Origin of the sequence: Kitasatospora cineracea (assembly GCF_003751605.1) — a bacterium.
Classification (GTDB): Bacteria; Actinomycetota; Actinomycetes; order Streptomycetales; family Streptomycetaceae; genus Kitasatospora; species Kitasatospora cineracea.
In genome coordinates this window covers 3256710-3274367 of the sequence record NZ_RJVJ01000001.1, presented here as the reverse complement: position 1 = coordinate 3274367, position 17658 = coordinate 3256710, and the positions used below count along the sequence as shown (strand labels likewise).

General features: G+C 75.2%; 12 protein-coding genes and 3 pseudogenes. 12 read left to right on the top strand and 3 right to left on the bottom strand.

What is annotated here, in order from left to right:
* Positions 1–123: 123 nt before the first annotated feature.
* Positions 124–816 (top strand): class I SAM-dependent methyltransferase, encoded by a 693-nt coding sequence (locus EDD39_RS14910; RefSeq protein ID WP_208765504.1) that lies wholly within the window; start codon positions 124–126, stop codon positions 814–816.
* A 27-nt stretch (positions 817–843) separates the two neighbouring features.
* Here the strand turns inward: EDD39_RS14910 and EDD39_RS14905 are convergent, their stop codons facing one another.
* On the bottom strand, positions 844–1044 hold the full coding sequence (locus EDD39_RS14905; RefSeq protein ID WP_123556327.1) for a hypothetical protein: 201 nt from the start codon (positions 1042–1044) through the stop codon (positions 844–846).
* A gap of 104 nt (positions 1045–1148) precedes the next feature.
* Here EDD39_RS14905 and cobU point away from each other — a divergent pair.
* The 7 genes and pseudogenes from cobU to EDD39_RS14870 all read left to right on the top strand — a co-directional run.
* Positions 1149–1697: pseudogene (gene cobU / locus EDD39_RS14900) on the top strand (bifunctional adenosylcobinamide kinase/adenosylcobinamide-phosphate guanylyltransferase); the annotation flags it as partial.
* 11 nt (positions 1698–1708) lie between these two features.
* Positions 1709–2827: a nicotinate-nucleotide--dimethylbenzimidazole phosphoribosyltransferase gene (locus EDD39_RS14895; protein ID WP_123556323.1), complete on the top strand. Its 1119-nt coding sequence runs from the start codon at positions 1709–1711 to the stop codon at positions 2825–2827.
* A 149-nt stretch (positions 2828–2976) separates the two neighbouring features.
* A pseudogene (locus tag EDD39_RS14890) lies at positions 2977–3794 on the top strand (adenosylcobinamide-GDP ribazoletransferase).
* Positions 3795–4018: 224 nt separating this feature from the next.
* A complete protein-coding gene (locus tag EDD39_RS14885; protein WP_123556321.1) occupies positions 4019–5515 on the top strand; it encodes a leucyl aminopeptidase in 1497 nt (498 codons plus the stop codon).
* Between the two features lie 363 nt (positions 5516–5878).
* Positions 5879–7285 (top strand): dihydrolipoyl dehydrogenase, encoded by a 1407-nt coding sequence (gene lpdA / locus EDD39_RS14880; RefSeq protein ID WP_123556319.1) that lies wholly within the window; start codon positions 5879–5881, stop codon positions 7283–7285.
* A 58-nt stretch (positions 7286–7343) separates the two neighbouring features.
* Positions 7344–9205: pseudogene (gene sucB, locus EDD39_RS14875) on the top strand (2-oxoglutarate dehydrogenase, E2 component, dihydrolipoamide succinyltransferase).
* 146 nt (positions 9206–9351) lie between these two features.
* Positions 9352–9867: a DUF4240 domain-containing protein gene (locus EDD39_RS14870; protein ID WP_123556317.1), complete on the top strand. Its 516-nt coding sequence runs from the start codon at positions 9352–9354 to the stop codon at positions 9865–9867.
* A gap of 131 nt (positions 9868–9998) precedes the next feature.
* Here the strand turns inward: EDD39_RS14870 and EDD39_RS14865 are convergent, their stop codons facing one another.
* Positions 9999–10502, bottom strand: a complete 504-nt coding sequence (locus EDD39_RS14865) for a GNAT family N-acetyltransferase (protein ID WP_123556315.1) — start codon at positions 10500–10502, stop codon at positions 9999–10001.
* Between the two features lie 98 nt (positions 10503–10600).
* On the opposite strand from EDD39_RS14865, the gene EDD39_RS14860 reads away from it, so the two are divergent.
* On the top strand, positions 10601–11524 hold the full coding sequence (locus tag EDD39_RS14860) for a TIGR01777 family oxidoreductase (protein ID WP_208765503.1): 924 nt from the start codon (positions 10601–10603) through the stop codon (positions 11522–11524).
* A gap of 486 nt (positions 11525–12010) precedes the next feature.
* Positions 12011–13330, top strand: coding sequence for an NAD(P)/FAD-dependent oxidoreductase (locus EDD39_RS14855; RefSeq protein ID WP_123556311.1), 1320 nt, complete (start codon positions 12011–12013; stop codon positions 13328–13330).
* A gap of 175 nt (positions 13331–13505) precedes the next feature.
* Here the strand turns inward: EDD39_RS14855 and EDD39_RS14850 are convergent, their stop codons facing one another.
* On the bottom strand, positions 13506–15104 hold the full coding sequence (locus EDD39_RS14850; RefSeq protein WP_244256728.1) for an NsdA family TPR-like regulatory protein: 1599 nt from the start codon (positions 15102–15104) through the stop codon (positions 13506–13508).
* 298 nt (positions 15105–15402) lie between these two features.
* On the opposite strand from EDD39_RS14850, the gene EDD39_RS14845 reads away from it, so the two are divergent.
* A complete protein-coding gene (locus EDD39_RS14845) occupies positions 15403–16176 on the top strand; it encodes a 3-hydroxybutyrate dehydrogenase (protein WP_123556309.1) in 774 nt (257 codons plus the stop codon).
* Between the two features lie 47 nt (positions 16177–16223).
* Positions 16224–17603: an MFS transporter gene (locus tag EDD39_RS14840; protein WP_123556307.1), complete on the top strand. Its 1380-nt coding sequence runs from the start codon at positions 16224–16226 to the stop codon at positions 17601–17603.
* Positions 17604–17658 lie beyond the last annotated feature (55 nt).

The following is a 17658-nucleotide window of genomic DNA, read 5'->3' as shown; positions in this document are numbered from 1 at the left end:
GGGTACGGGGCGCCGCGGGGGCGGCACGGACGGCTGCCGGCCCGGGGCGGGCCGTACCACAGCGGGGCGGGCGAGTGGCTGGAGCGGCACGGCGGGCTGCACAACCTGGTCCGCCACGAGCTGGTGACCCGCCAGCTCGCCGAGCAGCTCACCCGCGGCATCGCGCTGCGGGTGCTGGACGTGGGCTGCGCCGAGGGCACCCAGGCGCTGCGGCTGGCCCGGGCCGGGCACTTCGTCACCGGCATCGACCCGGACCCGGCCACCCTGGGCCTGGCCCAGCAGGCGCTGTCCGCCGAGCCGCCGGAGGTGCGCGAGCGCGTCCAGCTGCTCACCGGCGACGGCCACCAGGTCGGGCGCTGGTTCGGGCCGCGCAGCTTCGACCTGGTGCTCTGCCACGGCACCCTGATGTACCTGCCGGACCCGGACCCGATGCTGGCCTCGGTGGCCAGGATCCTGGCCCCCGGCGGGCTGCTCTCGCTGCTGGTCCGCAACGGCGACGCGCTGGCCATGCGGACCGGGCTGATGGGCGACTGGCGGGCCTGCCAGGAGGCCTTCGACTCCACCCGCTACACCAACCGCCTGGGCCTGCCCGCCCGCGCCGACCGGCTCGCCGAGCTCTCCGGGACGCTGGCCGGCTTCGCCGTCCCGGTCCGGCACTGGTACGGGGTGCGGGTGTTCACCGACACGATGCCGGACGAGGCCGCCCCGGTCGACGGCCGGCAGCTCGCCCAGCTGCTGGACGCCGAGGAGCGGGCCGGCCGGCAGGACCCGTACCGGCAGGTCGCCGCGCTGCTGCACGTCGTCGCCGAGAAGTGACGCCGGGGGCGGAGCGCTGACGGGGCGTCAGCCCTCGTGCAGGCTCATCGGGTAGACGTCCCGCCCGTCCTCGACCAGGACCACCCGGTCGACCCCGTCCTCCAGCAGCGCCTTCCACTCCTCGCCGATCCAGGACTCGGCGTCCCCCTGGCTGGAGAACTCCTCGGCGCCGTTCGCCGGCTCCACCACGGTGCCGTCGCTCTTCTCGTACCGCCAGGTCCACACCATGCCGGGCTCCTCCGCGAATCGTGCCACTGGGATCGTGACGGTAGCGTGCCCACCCCGCGAGGGGGCGAAGCTCCGTCCGGCAGGATGATCGCATGGCACTCCCCCGCACCCTGCTCCTCGGCGGCGCCCGCTCCGGCAAGTCCACCCATGCCGAGCGGCTGCTCGCCGACCGTTCCGACGTGCTGTACGTGGCCACCTCCGGGCGGCGGGACGGCGACGCCGACTGGGCCCGGCGGGTCGACCTGCACCGGGCCCGGCGGCCGGAGACCTGGCGGACCGCCGAGACCTGCGAGCTGGAGGCGGTGCTGGCCGACGAGCGCGACCGGGCGCCGGTGCTGATCGACTGCCTGGCGCTGTGGCTGACCGCGGTCATGGACGAGCACCGGGCCTGGGAGGACGAGGTCTGGCTGGACGGCGGGCAGCGGGCGGTCGAGGAGCGCTGCGCGGCCCTGGCCGCGGCCTGGGCCGGGACCGCCCGGGAGGTGGTCGCGGTCTCCAACGAGGTCGGGATGGGCGTGGTGCCCGCCACCGCCGCCGGACGGCGCTTCCGGGACACCCTCGGGCGGCTGAACATGGCGGTGGCCGACGCCTCCGAGCAGGTGCTGCTGGTGGTCGCCGGACAGGTGCTGACCATCAAAGCGGTGTCCGTGTAGATTGCCGACCGATGGACACCACCGTGGATCTCGACACTTTCTCCTCGCTCGTCGAGCGGCCCGACGAGGGTGCGCGACGCGGCGCCGAGGAACGCTGGCAGCAACTGGCCATGCCGCGCGGCGGCCTGGGCCGGCTCCAGGAGCTGGGGGCCTGGCTGGCGTCCGCCCAGGGCGAGGCGCCGATCCGCCCGCTGACCGGCGCCCGGGTGCTGCTGTTCGCCGCCGACCACGGCGTCGCCTCGCTCGGCATCTCCACCCTGCAGCCCCGCGGCGGCACCGCCGACCGGGTCCGCGCCGTGCTCGACGGCACCGCGCCGGTGGCCGTGCTGGCCCGCCGCTACGGGGCGGACGTCCGGGTGGTCGACATCGCCGTGGACGCCGCCCCCGACGAGTTCCCCGAAGAGGTCGTCCGGCACCGGGTCCGCCGCGGCTCCGGACGGATCGACGTCGAGGACGCGCTGACCGCCGAGGAGGCCGCCCGCGCCTTCCGGGCCGGCATGGCCGTCGCCGACGAGGAGGCCGACGCCGGCACCGACCTGGTGCTGCTCGGCGACCTGGGCGTCGGCTCCACCACGGTGGCCGCCGTGCTGATCGGCGCGCTGTGCGGCACCGACGCCGCCGCCGTCACCGGCCGCGGCTCGGGCGTCGACGACCGGACCTGGATGGTCAAGTGCGCCACCATCCGCGACGCGCTGCGCCGGGCCCGCCCGGTGCTCGGCGACCAGCTCGCGCTGCTCGCCGCGTCCGGCGGCGCCGACTTCGCCGCGATCACCGGCTTCCTGCTGCAGGCCGCCGTCCGCAAGCTGCCCGTCGTGCTGGACGGGGTGGTCTCGGCGGCCTGCGCGCTGGTCGCCCAGCGGATCGCCTTCCGGGCCCCCGAGTGGTGGCGCGCCTCCGCGCTGACCGGCGAGCCCGCCCAGGCCAAGGCGTACGACCGGCTGACCCTGGCACCGCTGCACGAGGCGGGCGTCACCATGGGCGAGGGCGTCTCCGCGGTGCTGGCCCTGCCGCTGCTCCAGGCCGCGGGCGACACCCTCGCCGAGCCGGCCGCCGTCCCGAGCGCCAAGCCGCTCCCGCCGCGGGCCCCGGCCAAGCTGCCGACGGCGGCGGACCTGCTCGACCGCTACTGACCCCGGTGGGCGGCGAACACGCACCGCAGGGGACGGGGCGGGAGGCGGCGGGCGCTGCGTCTTCGCCTGCCGGTTCGGCTCAGTTCCCCGCGGCCCTGACGGGGCGTGAAGCGGGGCCCGGGGCAGGCGACGAGCACGCACAGCAGGGAATGGGACAGGAGTCGGGGGGTGCTGCGCCTTCGCCGGCCGGTTCGGCGCAGGTTGCCGCGTCCCTGACGGGGCGTCCGGTCGGGGACGGGCTCAGGTTCGCGTTCGGGACGTTGACGGTGTTCCGGGTGCGGGTGGAGCGGTGGGACCGGGGGGCCGGCGGGGTGGCGATGGTGCTCGCGCCGTTGGTCGGGCTGGTGGTGGGGGTGCTGGCGGGGGCGCGGGGGCGCTGGTCGCGTGGCGGGGCGGGGCGTTGCTCGGCGGGGTGGCGGTGGTCGCGGTGGGTGCGGTGCTGACCCGGGGGCTGCACCTGGACGGGGTGGCGGACGTCGCGGACGGGCTGGGCAGCGGGAAGCCGGCCGGGGACGCGTTGCGGATCATGAAGCAGTCGGACATCGGCCCGTTCGGCGTGCTGACGCTGCTGTTGCTGATGCTCGCCCAGGTCGCGGCGCTGGCCGGGCAGTTCGCGGTGTCGCCGGGGCGCGGTGCGCTGGCGGCGGTGGTGGCCGCGGTGGCGGGGCGGGCGGCGTTGGCGTGGGGGTGCCTGCGGTCGGTGCCGGCGGCCCGGCCGGGCGGGCTGGGGGCGATGGTGGCGGCCACCGTGCGGCCGGCGGTGGCGGTGGCGGTGACGGTGCTGGTGGCCGCGGTGGCGGCGGCGGTGCGCTGGCAGTCGGGGGTCGCGGTGCTGTGCGGGGTGCTCGCCGCGGGGGCCCTGCTGCGGCGGTGCGTGCGGCGGTTCGGCGGGGTGACCGGGGACGTGCTGGGTGCGCTGGTGGAGACCTCGGCGACCGCGGCGCTGGTGGCGGTCGCGCTGGTGTGAGCGGGCGTCCACCCTGCTCCCGCACACGAACTCACGCACCGTCACGGTTCGCGGCGGTTCGTGCACGGGGCAGGCGGGGCGGCGCGATCCCAATATGCGGACTACCATGCGGTGAGCACCCTGGCCCTGCGCCCCGTTTCGCCGCGGAGTCTGCCTGGGTTTTGCCGGTCGGCAACGGAGCCGCCACCGGCTGTGGACCGCGAAAAGAACAGGACGCATTTGTCGTGACTGCACTGTCTGTGAGCACCTCCTCCGCCGTGAGCCTGCGTGCGGATGCCCTGGTGATCGGTGTGGCGAAGGGGCCCAAGGGCCTGGTCGTCGCTCCGGGCGCCGAGGCGGTCGTCGAGGCGTTCGAGGGCAAGCTGGCCGAGGTCCTCACCACCCTGGGCGCCACCGGTGCCGAGGGTGAGGCGGTCAAGCTTCCCGCTCCGGCCGGCGCCAAGGCGCCGCTGGTGCTGGCCGTGGGCCTGGGCGCGGCCGCCGAGGGCGCGTACGGCGCCGAGGAGCTGCGCAAGGCCGCCGGCACCGCCGCCCGCACGCTGGCCGGTTCGAAGAAGGTCGCGCTGGCGCTGCCGGCGGTCTCGGCCGACGAGGTCGAGGCGGTCGCGCTGGGCGGCCTGCTCGGCACGTACTCCTTCGGCAGCTACAAGGCCGAGGTCGCCAAGGCCCCGGTCGCCGAGCTGGTGCTGCTGGTGGAGCGCAAGGGCTCGAAGGACGCCAAGGTCGCGGTGGAGCGCGCCGCGGCGATCGGCGAGGAGATGAACCGGGCCCGCGACCTGGTCAACACCGCCCCGAACGACCTGAACCCGAAGTCCTTCGCCGCGATCGCCCAGGCGGCCGGCAAGGAGCACGGCCTCAAGGTCGAGGTGCTGGACGAGAAGGCGCTGGCCAAGGGCGGCTTCGGCGGCATCCTGGGCGTGGGCGTCGGCTCGGCGAACCCGCCGCGGCTGGTGAAGGTGGCGTACACCCACCCGAAGGCGAAGGCCTCGCTGGCCTTCGTCGGCAAGGGCATCACCTACGACTCGGGCGGCATCTCGCTGAAGCCGGCCGGCCACAACGAGACCATGAAGTGCGACATGGCGGGCGCCGCCGCGGTGTTCGCCGCCGTGGTCGCCGCCAAGCGGCTGGGCCTGCAGGTCAACGTGACGGCGTGGCTGGCGCTGGCGGAGAACATGCCGTCCGGCTCGGCGACCCGTCCGGGCGACGTGCTGCGGATGTACGGCGGCAAGACCGTCGAGGTGCTGAACACCGACGCCGAGGGCCGGCTGGTGCTGGCCGACGCGATCGTCCGGGCCGGCGAGGAGCAGCCCGACGTGATCGTCGACGTGGCGACCCTGACCGGCGCGATGGTGCTGGCGCTGGGCACCCGCACCTTCGGCGTGATGGCCAACGACGAGGCGCTGCGCACCCGCCTGCACGAGACCGCGGGCGCGGTGGGCGAGGCGTCCTGGCCGATGCCGCTGCCGGCCGACCTGCGCAAGGGCATGGTCGAGTCGACCGTCGCGGACCTGGCGAACATGGGCGAGCGGATGGGCGGCGGCCTGGTGGCCGGCCTGTTCCTGCAGGAGTTCGTCGCCGAGGGCACCGCCTGGGCGCACCTGGACATCGCCGGCCCGGCGTTCAACGAGGGCGGCGCGTCCGGCTACACCCCGAAGGGCGGCACCGCGAGCGCGGTGCGCACCCTGGTCCGCTTCGCGGAGGACACCGCCGCGGGCAAGTGATCCGACGCGTGGGGCCCGGCACCGGTGGGTGCCGGGCCCCACGCGCATTACCAGCCGGTAGCACTCGATACCAATTCGAGCCGGTGTTCGCCTCCGGCGAAAATTGATTCCGCAGGGCGGAACCAGCCTGGCGAAGACCCCCGGACGGAGTACCTCCGCTTGCCGTTTTCCCGGCCGTGAGCTGCGACGATACCTCCGAGAACGGGTCATACCGCCGACGCGCGGGCCGCACCGGGGACGCCCCGGGGCACCCGCCGACGCCACCTGCCGCCAACAAGTGCAAAGATGTATTTCCGGCACGACTGGGCGCCTTACGAGGGCACTCACCCACCGGACCGCGACCGGCCCGGCGATCCGCACCTTTTGCATGGAGGACGTGACGTGGCGAACGACGCCAGCACCGTTTTCGACGTAGTCATTCTCGGAGGCGGAAGCGGCGGTTACGCCGCGGCGCTCCGTGGCGCCCAGCTCGGCCTGAGCGTCGCGCTGATCGAGAAGGGCGAGCTGGGCGGCACCTGCCTGCACCGCGGCTGCATCCCGACCAAGGCGCTGCTGCACGCCGCCGAGGTCGCGGACGAGACCAAGGAAGCCGCCGAGTTCGGTGTCCTCGCCACCTTCCAGGGCATCGACATCAACGGCGTCCACAAGTACAAGGACGACGTCGTCGCCGGCCTGTACAAGGGCCTGCAGGGCCTGGTCGCCTCGCGCAAGGTCACCTTCATCCAGGGCGAGGGCAAGCTCTCCTCGCAGACCTCGGTGGACGTCAACGGCCAGCGCATCGAGGGCCGCCACATCGTCCTGGCCACCGGCTCGGTGCCGCGCTCGATCCCGGGCCTGGACATCGACGGCAACCGGATCATCTCCTCCGACCACGCGCTGAAGCTCGACTACATCCCGAAGTCGGCGATCATCCTCGGCGGCGGCGTGATCGGCTGCGAGTTCGCCTCGGTCTGGAAGTCCTTCGGCGTCGACGTCACCATCGTCGAGGGCCTCCCCCACCTGGTGCCGCTGGAGGACGAGAACTCCTCCAAGCTGCTGGAGCGCGCCTTCCGCAAGCGCGGCATCAAGTTCGAGCTGAAGTCCCGCTTCTCCGGCGTGGAGTACACCGCCGACGGCGTCCGGGTCTCCACCGAGAACGGCAAGTCCATCGAGGCCGACGTGCTGCTGGTCGCGATCGGCCGCGGTCCGGTCTCGGCCGGCCTGGGCTACGAGGAGCAGGGCGTCGCGATGGACCGCGGCTACGTCCTGGTCGACGAGTACCTGCGCACCAACGTGCCGACCATCTCCGCCGTCGGCGACCTGGTCCCGACCCTGCAGCTGGCCCACGTCGGCTTCGCCGAGGGCATCCTGGTGGCCGAGCGGATCGCCGGCCTGAAGGTCGTCCCGATCGACTACGACGGCATCCCGCGGGTGACGTACTCCAACCCGGAGGTCGCCTCCGTCGGCCTGACCGAGGCCAAGGCCGTCGAGCAGTACGGCAAGGAGAAGGTCGTCACGCTCAAGTACAACCTCGCCGGCAACGGCAAGAGCAAGATCCTCAAGACTGCCGGCGAGATCAAGCTGGTCCAGGTCAAGGACGGCGCCGTCGTGGGTGTCCACATGGTCGGCGCCCGCATGGGCGAGCAGGTCGGCGAGGCCCAGTTGATCTACAACTGGGAGGCCCTGCCCGCCGAGGTCGCGCAGCTCATCCACGCGCACCCGAGCCAGTCCGAGGCCCTCGGCGAGGCCCACCTCGCGCTGGCCGGCAAGCCGCTGCACGCGCACGACTGATCGCGCCCCCGTCCCCGTTCATTCCTGTACGCAAGACTTGATAGGAGTCGCTGGAACCATGGCGGTCTCAGTAACACTGCCCGCGCTGGGCGAGAGCGTGACCGAAGGCACCGTCACCCGTTGGCTGAAGGCCGAGGGTGAGCGCGTGGAGATCGACGAGCCGCTGCTCGAAGTCTCCACCGACAAGGTCGACACCGAGATCCCGGCGCCGGCCTCCGGCATCCTGGCCTCGATCAAGGTCGGCGAGGACGAGACCGTCGAGGTGGGCGCCGAGCTGGCGATCATCGACGACGGCTCCGGCGCCCCCGCCGCCGCCCCGGCGCCCGCCGCCGAGGCTGCTCCGGCTCCGGCCGCCGCCCCGGTCGCGGAGGCCCCCGCGGCCCCGCCCCGGCCGCCGAGGCCCCGGCCGCCGAGGCCCCGGCCGCGGCTCCGGCCGCCGCCGCTCCGGCCGGCGACGCCACCCCGGTGCTGCTGCCCGCGCTGGGCGAGTCGGTCACCGAGGGCACCGTCACCCGCTGGCTGAAGGCCGAGGGCGACACCGTCGAGGTCGACGAGCCGCTGCTGGAGGTCTCCACCGACAAGGTCGACACCGAGATCCCCTCCCCCGTGGCGGGCACCCTGGTGAAGATCCTGGTCGGCGAGGACGAGACCGCCGAGGTCGGCGGCCAGCTCGCGCTGATCGGCGCCGCGGGCTCGGCTCCGGCCGCTCCGGCCCCGGCCGCCGCTCCGGCTGCTCCCGCCGCCCCGGCCCCGGCCCCGGCCCCGGCTCCCGCTGCCCCGGCCGCCCCGGCCCCGGCTCCGGCCGCCCCGGCTGCTCCGGCGCCCGCTGCCGCCGCTCCGGCCCCGGTGGCCGCTCCGGCCCCGGCCGCCCCCGCTGCGCCGGCCGCTCCGGCCCCGGTGGCCGCTCCGGCCCCGGCCGCCCCCGCTGCGCCGGCCGCTCCGGCCCCGGTGGCTGCTCCGGCCGCGCCGGTCGCCGCCGCTCCGGCCGCGGACGCCGGTGACGCCTACGTCACCCCGCTGGTGCGCAAGCTCGCCGCCGAGCACGGTGTCGCGCTCGCCTCCGTCGCCGGCACCGGCGTCGGCGGCCGCATCCGCAAGCAGGACGTGATCGCCGCCGCCGAGGCCGCCAAGGCCGCGCCGGCCCCGGTCGCCGCCCCCGCTGCCGCCGCCCCGGCGAAGGCCGCCGCCGCGCCGTCCGCGCTGCGCGGCCAGACCGTCAAGATGACCCGCATGCGCAAGGTCATCGGCGACAACATGCTGAAGGCCCTGCACGAGCAGGCCCAGCTGACCAGCGTGGTCGAGGTGGACGTCACCCGGATCATGTCGCTGCGCGCGAAGGCGAAGGACTCCTTCCTGGCCCGCGAGGGCGTGAAGCTGTCCCCGATGCCGTTCTTCGTGAAGGCCGCCGCCCAGGCGCTGAAGGCCCACGCGGTCATCAACGCCCGGATCAACGAGGCCGAGGGCACCGTCACCTACTTCGACTCCGAGAACATCGGTATCGCGGTGGACTCCGAGAAGGGTCTGATGACCCCGGTCATCAAGGGTGCGGGCGACCTCAACATCGCGGGCATCTCGAAGAAGACCGCGGAGCTGGCCTCGAAGGTCCGCGACAGCAAGATCACCCCGGACGAGCTGTCCGGCGCGACCTTCACCATCTCCAACACCGGTTCGCGCGGCGCGCTGTTCGACACCGTCATCGTCCCGCCGAACCAGGTCGCCATCCTGGGCATCGGCGCGACCGTGAAGCGCCCGGTGGTCATCGAGTCCGACGGCGGCACCGCCATCGGCATCCGCGACATGACCTACCTGTCGCTCTCCTACGACCACCGCCTGGTGGACGGCGCGGACGCCGCCCGCTACCTGGTCGCGGTCAAGGAGATCCTGGAGGCCGGCGAGTTCGAGGTCGAGCTCGGCCTGTAAGGCCCCGTGCTGCGAAGCACTCCGCGGGAGCCCCGCACCGTCCCCGGACGGTGCGGGGCTCCCGCGCGTTCCGGGCCGGTCGGCGGCCCGGTCGGCGGGACCGATCGGGTGCGGGCCGCGCGGCGATCGTGGAGGCTGGAGCGGTGATGGACGAGACGGCATTCTGGCAACTGGTCGACGACGCCCGGGACGCGGCCGAGGGCGACCCGGACGAGCAGGCCGAGGCGCTGGTCGAGCAACTGCTGCGGCTCACCCCGGACGACGTGCTGGACTTCGCCCGGCAGTTCGAGGCGCGCTTCCAGCGGGCGTACACGGTGGAGCTGTGGGGCGCCGCCCACCTGCTGCTCGGCGGGGCCTCCGAGGACGGCTTCGACTACTTCCGGTGCTGGCTGATCGGCCAGGGCCGGGAGGTCTTCGAGGGCGCGGTGCACGAGCCGGACGCGCTGGCCGAGCTGGTGCCGGACTTCGACGAGGCCGAGGACGGCGACGCGGAGGATCTCGGCTACGCCGCCGACGAGGCGTACGAGCGGCTGACCGGGCTGCCGCTGCCGGAGCTGGGGGTGCGTCAGCCGCCGGCCGCCGAGGGCGTCTTCTTCGACTTCGCGGACGGGGCGGTGATGGCCGCCCGCTACCCGCGGCTGTGGGAGCTGTACGGGGACTGAGGGGGCCGGGGCGGGGGCCGGGGCGGGGGCCGGGCCTTTCGGGTGGCGGCCGTCCGGGTGCTGTGCGGGGCGGCGCCCCGGACGGGGCGTCAGGTCCGGTGGCCGGCCCCGTCCGGGCGGGGCGGGCCGGGTCAGGTGAGGGTGCGGCCCATCCAGACGTCGTCGACGTAGCTGTCCTCCAGGAGGAAGTGCTCGGGGAGGACGCCGAGGACCTGGAAGCCGTTGCGCTCGTAGAGGCGGCGGGCCGGGGTGTTGTGGCCGAGCACGCGCAGGGTCATCCGGCGGGCCCCGGCGGCGCGGGCGGCTTCGCAGGCCGCGGTGAGCAGGGCGTCGCCGATGCGGCGGCCGCGGGCCTCGGGGAGGACGCCGAGGCCCTGGATCTGGCGGACGTGGGCGTTGGAGGGGAGCGGGATCTCCCGGATCTGGCGGACGTAGCCGACCACGCGGCCGCCGAGTTCGGCCAGCAGGTACTGGTCGGGGCGGTGGTCCCCGTCGAAGACCGGCGCGTCCTCGGGGCCGCGCGGGGCGACCTCGCTGAGCGGGGACCAGATGGCGTGGTCGACGGCGCGGATCGCGCGCTCGTCCTCGTCCCGCGCCGGCCTGATGATCACATCGTTGGAGGGCATGGCGGTCATGTTAGGCCCTCGTCCGAAGGCCCCGGCCGTCGAGGAGCGGTGGGTGGGCCGCCCCGGGACGGGGTTTCTGAACGGGTGGGCGGGGGCGGGCTGCGAGGATGGCCGGTATGCGAATCGCGGTGACAGGTTCCACGGGGTTGATCGGGTCCGCGCTGGTGGACTCCCTGCTGGCGGACGGGCACGAGGTGCTGCGGCTGGTGCGGCGGCGCTCGCGCACCGGGCCGCAGCCGGACGGGACGGTCGGGGTCGGCTGGAACCCGCAGCTGATGCAGATCGACGCGGCCGCGCTGGAGGGCGTGCGGGCCGTGGTGCACCTGGCCGGGGCGGGCGTCGGCGACCGGCGCTGGACGGACGCCTACCGGCGGGAGATCCGGGACAGCCGGGTGCTCGGCACCGAGACGCTGGCCGCCGCGCTGTCCCGGCTGGAGGAGCCGCCGCAGGTGCTGGTCAGCGCCTCCGCGGTCGGCTACTACGGGCAGACCGGCGACCGGGTGATCGACGAGGACGCGCCGGCCGGCGACGACTTCCTGGCCGGGGTCTGCGAGGAGTGGGAGCGCGCCGCGCGGCCCGCCGCGGACGCCGGGATCCGAGTGGTGCACCCGCGCACCGGGCTGGTGCTCGACCCGAAGGGCGGCGCCGGGGCGCGGCTGCTGCCGCTGTTCCGGCTCGCGCTGGGCGGGCGGCTGGGCAGCGGCGGGCAGTACTGGTCGGTGATCTCGCTGGCCGACGAGGTCGCCGCGCTGCGCTTCCTGATCGAGCGCCAGGACCTCTCCGGGCCGGTCAACCTGGTCGGGCCCGACCCCGTCACCAACCGCGAGCTGACCGCGGAGCTGTCCCGGCAGCTCGGGCGGCCGGCGGTGTTCGCGGTGCCGGAGTGGGCACTGCGCGCCGCGCTCGGGGAGATGGCGGTGGAGGTGGTGGGCAGTCACCGGGTGGTGCCGAAGGCGCTGCTGGACGCCGGGTTCGAGTTCCGCGACCCCGACGCGGGGGCGGTCGTGGCGGCGGCGCTCGGGCTGCGGTAGGGGCGCTGCGGCGGGAACGGTGCGGCGGGCGGGCGCGGTCGGCGGGCGCTGCGGCGCGAACGGTGCGGCGGCGGGCGGGCGCGGTCGGCGGGCGCTGCGGGCGGCTCCGGGGGTCAGCGCGGGTGGCTCGGCGGGTGAGCGCGGGGGCGGTGCGGCCTAAGGGAGTTGACGGGGCGTCGGCGGGGGGCGCACGGGTGCAAGCGGGCGGCGCGCGGGGTGTGGGCGGTGACGGTGCGCGCCCGCTCCCACCCCCCGCACCCCGTTTGGCGCACGGTGGGTAACCGTCCGGACCCGCTGCGTGCCCATGCCCGGTGTGATGACCCGATTGGGTGGAACCCGCCGGTCTGGACCCGCGGATGACGGGGCATCACCAGTGCGGACCACGTCCGCCCCCCACTGCCCGCCCCGGCACCCGCCCGCTCGCCCGCGGGCCCTGCCGCGCGCGGCGGCCGCCGGGGGGCTCCGCCAGGGAGGGAGCACCCACTCGTGCCCGCACAGGACTTCATCGGCCGCGCCCGGCACGGCCGGTCCGGCGACCCCGACGCGATCGTCGTCGGCGCCGGCATAGCCGGACTGACCGCCGCCGACGCGCTCGCCGCCCAGGGCCTGGACGTCCAGGTCCTGGAAGCCACCGAACGCATCGGCGGCCGGGCGGCCGCCCGCGAACTCGACGGTTTCCGGCTCGACCACGGCAGCCACCTGCTCAACACCGCCTACCCCGAACTCGCCCGCCGTCTCGACCTCGACCGGCTGCAGCTGCGTCCGCTCGCCCCCGGCGTCCTGGTGCACAGCGGCGGCCGCACCTACCGGACCGGCGACCCGCAGCTCACCCCCGCCCGGCAGGCCGCCGCCCGCGGACCGCTCGGCACCCCGCTCGAGAAGGCCCGGCTGGCCGCTGCCCTGGCCCGGCTCGCCGCGACGCCCCCGGCCCGGATCCACGCCCGCCCCGAGACCACCGCCGCCCGGGCCCTGGCCGAGCGCGGCCTGCCCGCCCGCACCGTCGACGGCTTCCTGCGCCCGCTGCTCGGCGCGCTGCTGTCCGACCCCGCGCTGGGCACCTCCAGCCGGGTCGCCGACCTGGTGCTGCGCGCGTACGCCCGGGGTCGGCTCTGCGTCCCGGCGGCGGGCATCGGGGCGGTCCCCGAGCAGCTCGCCGCCCGGCTCCCCGAGCACGGGCTGCGGCTCGGCGTCGAGGTCACCTCGGTCGGGACGGACGGCGTCGAGACCGCCCGGCACGGCCGGATCGGGGCCCGCGCCGTGGTCGTGGCCACCGACGCCGCGACGGCCGCCGCCCTGCTGCCGGGCCTGCGCCAGCCCGGTTTCCACCCCGTCACCACCTACTACCACGCGGCGGAGCGCTCGCCGCTGGGCGAGGCCGTGCTGCTGCTGGACGCCGAACGCTCCGGGATCTCGCACTCGCTGGTGCTCAGCGACGCCGACCCCTCGTACGCCGCCGACGGGCGGGCGCTGATCGCCACCACGGTGCTCGGCCGCCGCGCCTTCGACTCCGGCGGGCCGGCCGGCGACGAGGGCGCCGTGCGGCGGCGGCTGGCGGAGCTGTACGGGACCTCCACCGCGGGGTGGGAGTTCCTGACCGTCCGCCACGCCTCCGACGCGGTCGTCTCGATGCCGCCGCCGCACCACTTCCGCCGTTCCGTCCGGCTGCTCGCCGGGCTGTACGTCTGCGGCGACCACCGGGACACCGGGACGGTCCAGGGCGCGCTGGTCTCCGGCCGGCGGGCCGCGGAGGCGGTGCTGCGCGACCTCGGGGTGCGGGCCGGGGCGGAGGTCGCGGAGGCGGCGTAGGGCGGGAACCGGGGGACGGCGGGATTCGGTCCTGCGGGGGTGCCGGTCGAGGCCCTCGGCAGCCCGGGGCTTTCGACGGGCTCCGACCGGCAGCAGCATCGGCCCGCCGTTCCCGGGCCCCTGACCGGGCCCTGACCGGGCCCTGACCGGGCCTTGGCGGGGCCTTCGGCGAGGGTCAGATCACCCCCGCTTGGCGGGAGGCTTCTTCGAAGGCGCGGGCGGCGGGGGTGGTGCGGTAGGGGGTGAGGCGGCGGTGGAAGTCGCGGAGGTACTCGACGGTGCGGGCGGAGCGCATCTCCCCGGCGGCGCGGAGGGAGTCGGTGGCCATCGAGCAGGCTTCGTCGACGTCGCCCATGCCGAGGCGGGCGGAGGCGAGGACGAGTCGGCAGAGGATGCGGCTGCGGGCGTAGGCGGGCGCGCGCAGCCGGAGGGACTTCTCGGCGTGCTGGGCGGCGGGGCGCCACTGCTGGAGGTCGCGGTAGCAGTGGGCGAACTCGTCGGCGAGCTGGGCGTCGTCGAAGTAGCGGGCCCAGGACGGGACTTCGTCGGCGCTGCGGGCGGTGGCCAGGGCGCGTTCGCAGCGGACCAGGGCGGTGGTGCAGGCGCGGACGTCGCCGGCCAGGGCGTGGCCGCGGGCCTCGGCGGCGTGCATGAGGGCCTGGACGACGGGGGCGGCGGCGGTGCCGACGCCCTGCTGGGCGACCCGGGCGAGCTGGATGGCTTCGCGGGCGTGGCCGAGGTGGACGGCCTGCTGGCTCATGGTGGTGAGGATGAAGCCGCCGAGGACGCGGTCGCCGGCGGCCTGGGAGAGCCGCAGGGCCTGGACGAAGTAGCGCTGGGCGAGGCCGTGCGCGGCGATGTCGAAGGAGGTCCAGCCGGCCAGCCGGGTCAGGTCGGAGACGGCGCCGAACAGGGCGCGGCCGATCTGTTCGCCGTACCGGCCGCGGAGCATGGGTTCGGCTTCGCTCTCCAGGTAGCGGACCAGGGCCTGCCGGGCGTGGCCGCCGCCGTAGGCGTGGTCGAGGGCGCGGAACAGGTCGCCGACGGCACGGATCGCGGCGATGTCGCCGCGGCCGACCCGGACCGGGGGCCTGGTCTCCCGGTGTTCGGCGGCGGGTTCGGTCCCGGCGGGGCGGCGCGGGCCCTGCGGGGGGACGCGGGCGCCCTGCGGGGGCGTGCGGAGCTCCTCGGGGGTGAGGGTGGTGCCGTCGCGGGCGACGCGTTCGTCGGTGCGGCCGATCAGCCAGTCGCGGCTGGGGACGACGAGTCCGGCGGGGGTGAAGGCGATCTTGCGGAGTTCGGCGTAGGGGCCGTTGTCCTTGCGCCACATGGAGGCGACGATGTCGACGGCCTCCTGCGGGGTCTCGGCGAACTCGAGCCCGGCGTAGACCGGGGCGCAGGCGTCGAGGCCGACGTCCTGGGCGGTGAGGCGGCGGCCGAGGCGGCGGGTGAAGACCTCGGCGATCAGCGCGGGGGTCGCGCCGCGGGGTTGCTGGCCGCGCAACCAGCGGGTGACCGAGGTCTTGTCGTAGCGCAGGTCGAGGCCGTGTTCCAGGCCGAGTTGGTCGACCCGGCGGGCGAGGCCGGCGTGCGAGAAGCCGGACTCCTCGATGAGCGCGGCGAGTTGCGGGTTCTGGGCGCGCCCGGCCGCGGGGGCCGGTGGCTCGGGTTGCTCGGGCGCGCGCGGAGGAGTCTCGGCCGCTCCGGTCGGGCGCGGGTCGAGCGGGTCGAGCGGTCGGTACGCGGGGCTGTCGATCACTGGCCGTTGGGGCATAGCAGTCCACACCTCTCAGGCGCCGTTCCGGCCCCTCCTGCCCGGGACGGCGCCCCCTGATCGGGAATCGGCGCGAATGTAGCGAGCATTGGGACGCTATGGGTGGATTCGGGCCGCCCATCCTCCGAACGGGTGAACCAGCCCCGCCCGTTGTGAGGAAGCACGGGCGTCGCGTGTTTGAGTTCGGGAGCCGCTGCCCGCGTTCCGGGCTCATGGTGCCGGGAACCATGGGGGCGGGCCGTGCTGTGGTGTCCGCCCACATCGTTGCGGGGCGCGCGGATTCCTACCGTTCTCGGCCATGGACACCACTTCTGCCCCGCCCGCCGAACCCCCGCTGCTCGGCCGCACCGCCCTGGTCACCGGGGCCGCCTCCGGCATCGGCCGGGCCTGCGCGGAGGCGTTCGCCGCGGCGGGCGCGCACGTGTACGTCGTCGACCTGGCGGCCGGCCCCGCCGAGGAGCTGGCGGCCCGGATCGGCGGGACCGCGCACGTCGCGGACCTGTCGGACCCGGACGCGGTGGAGGCGCTGCCGGCGGACGCGGACATCGTGGTCAACAACGCGGGCCTGCAGCACGTCGCGCCGGTGCACGAGTTCCCGGTGGAGCGGTTCACGCTGATCCAGCGGGTCATGGTGGAGGCCCCGTTCCGGATCCTGCGCCGCACCCTGCCGCACATGTACGAGCGCGAGTGGGGCCGGGTGGTCAACATCTCCTCGGTGCACGGCCTGCGGGCGAGCGCCTTCAAGTCGGCGTACGTGACGGCCAAGCACGCCCTGGAGGGCCTGAGCAAGACGGTGGCCCTGGAGGGCGCCCCGTACGGGGTGACCAGCAACTGCGTGAACCCGGCGTACGTGCGGACCGCGCTGGTGGAGAAGCAGATCGCCGCGCAGGCGCTGGCGCACGGCATCCACGAGGACGAGGTGGTGGAGCAGATCATGCTCGACCGCACCGCCGTGAAGCGGCTGATCGAGCCGGACGAAGTGGCGCAGCTGGCCGTGTGGCTGTGCTCGCCGGGTGCCTCGTACATCACCGGGGCGAGCCTGCCGGTGGACGGCGGCTGGACCGCGCACTGAGTTCCTGACCTTCCCCCCGACCCCCCTCACCTGCAAGGGAACCCGCCATGGCTGCCCCCTCCGTCCCCGCCCCCGCCTCCTCCCCTGAAGATCCGAGACCCGCCTCCCTGCCCAGGGTGGTCGCCGCCTCGCTGATCGGTACGACCATCGAGTGGTACGACTACTTCCTGTACGGATCGGCGGCGGCGCTGGTCTTCGGGCACGTGTTCTTCCCGAAGGCCGACCCGCTGACCGGCACCCTGCTGTCCTTCCTGACCTACGCGATCGGGTTCGCCGCCCGGCCGCTGGGCGCGCTGGTGTTCGGGCACTTCGGCGACCGGATCGGCCGCAAGAAGCTGCTGGTGCTGAGCCTGCTGCTGATGGGCGGGGCGACCACGCTGATCGGCTGCCTGCCCACCTACGACCAGGTCGGCGTGGCGGCGCCGGTCCTGCTGACCGTCCTGCGGCTGGTGCAGGGCTTCGCGCTGGGCGGCGAGTGGGGCGGGGCGGTGCTGCTGGTCTCCGAGCACGGCGACCGCCGGCGGCGCGGCTTCTGGGCGTCCTGGCCGCAGGGCGGCGCGCCGGCCGGCAACCTGCTGGCGGCGGGCGTGCTCTCGCTGATGACGGCCGTCCAGTCCGACGCGGCGTTCCTGTCCTGGGGCTGGCGGGTGCCGTTCCTGCTCTCCGCGGTGCTGGTGATGGTCGGCCTGTGGATCCGGCTCGCGGTGGACGAGTCGCCGCTGTTCAAGGCCGCGCTGGCGGCCGCCGAGCAGCGCACCGAGCCGGAGCGGCCGCCGCTGGTGGCGGTGCTGCGCGACCACTGGCGGGACGTGCTGGTGGCGATGGGCGCCCGGATGGCGGAGAACATCTCGTACTACGTGCTGACCACCTTCGTGCTGGCGTACGCCGTCACCCAGACCCACCTGCCCAAGCAGACCGCGCTGAACGCCGTACTGATCGGCTCGGCGGTGCAGTTCGCGCTGATCCCGGCCTTCGGGGCGCTCTCCGACCGGGTCGGCCGCAAGCCGGTCTACCTGGTCGGCGCGGTCGGCGTCGGCGTCTGGGCGTTCGTGTTCTTCCGGATGGCCGACACCGGGAGCTTCGCCCAGCTGACCGTCGCCGTCACCGTCGGCCTGTTCTTCCACAGCATGATGTACGCCCCGCAGGCGGCGTTCTTCTCCGAGCTGTTCGCCACCCGCACCCGCTACTCGGGGGCCTCGATCGGCGCCCAGTTCTCCTCGGTGGCGGCCGGCGCGCCCGCCCCGCTGATCGCCACCGCGCTGCTGAAGGACTACGGCAGCGCCACCCCGATCGCGGTGTACGTGGCGATCGCCGCGGTGATCACCGTGGTGGCCGTGCTGTGCGGCCGGGAGACCCGCGGCACCGACCTGGAGGACACCGGGGCGGACGCTCGGGGGGACTCCGTGAAGGCGCCCGCTAGCCTCTGAGCACTTCGGCAGGATCAGGGCCGCGCCACCGGGCACCCGGCGGCGCGGCCCCGGC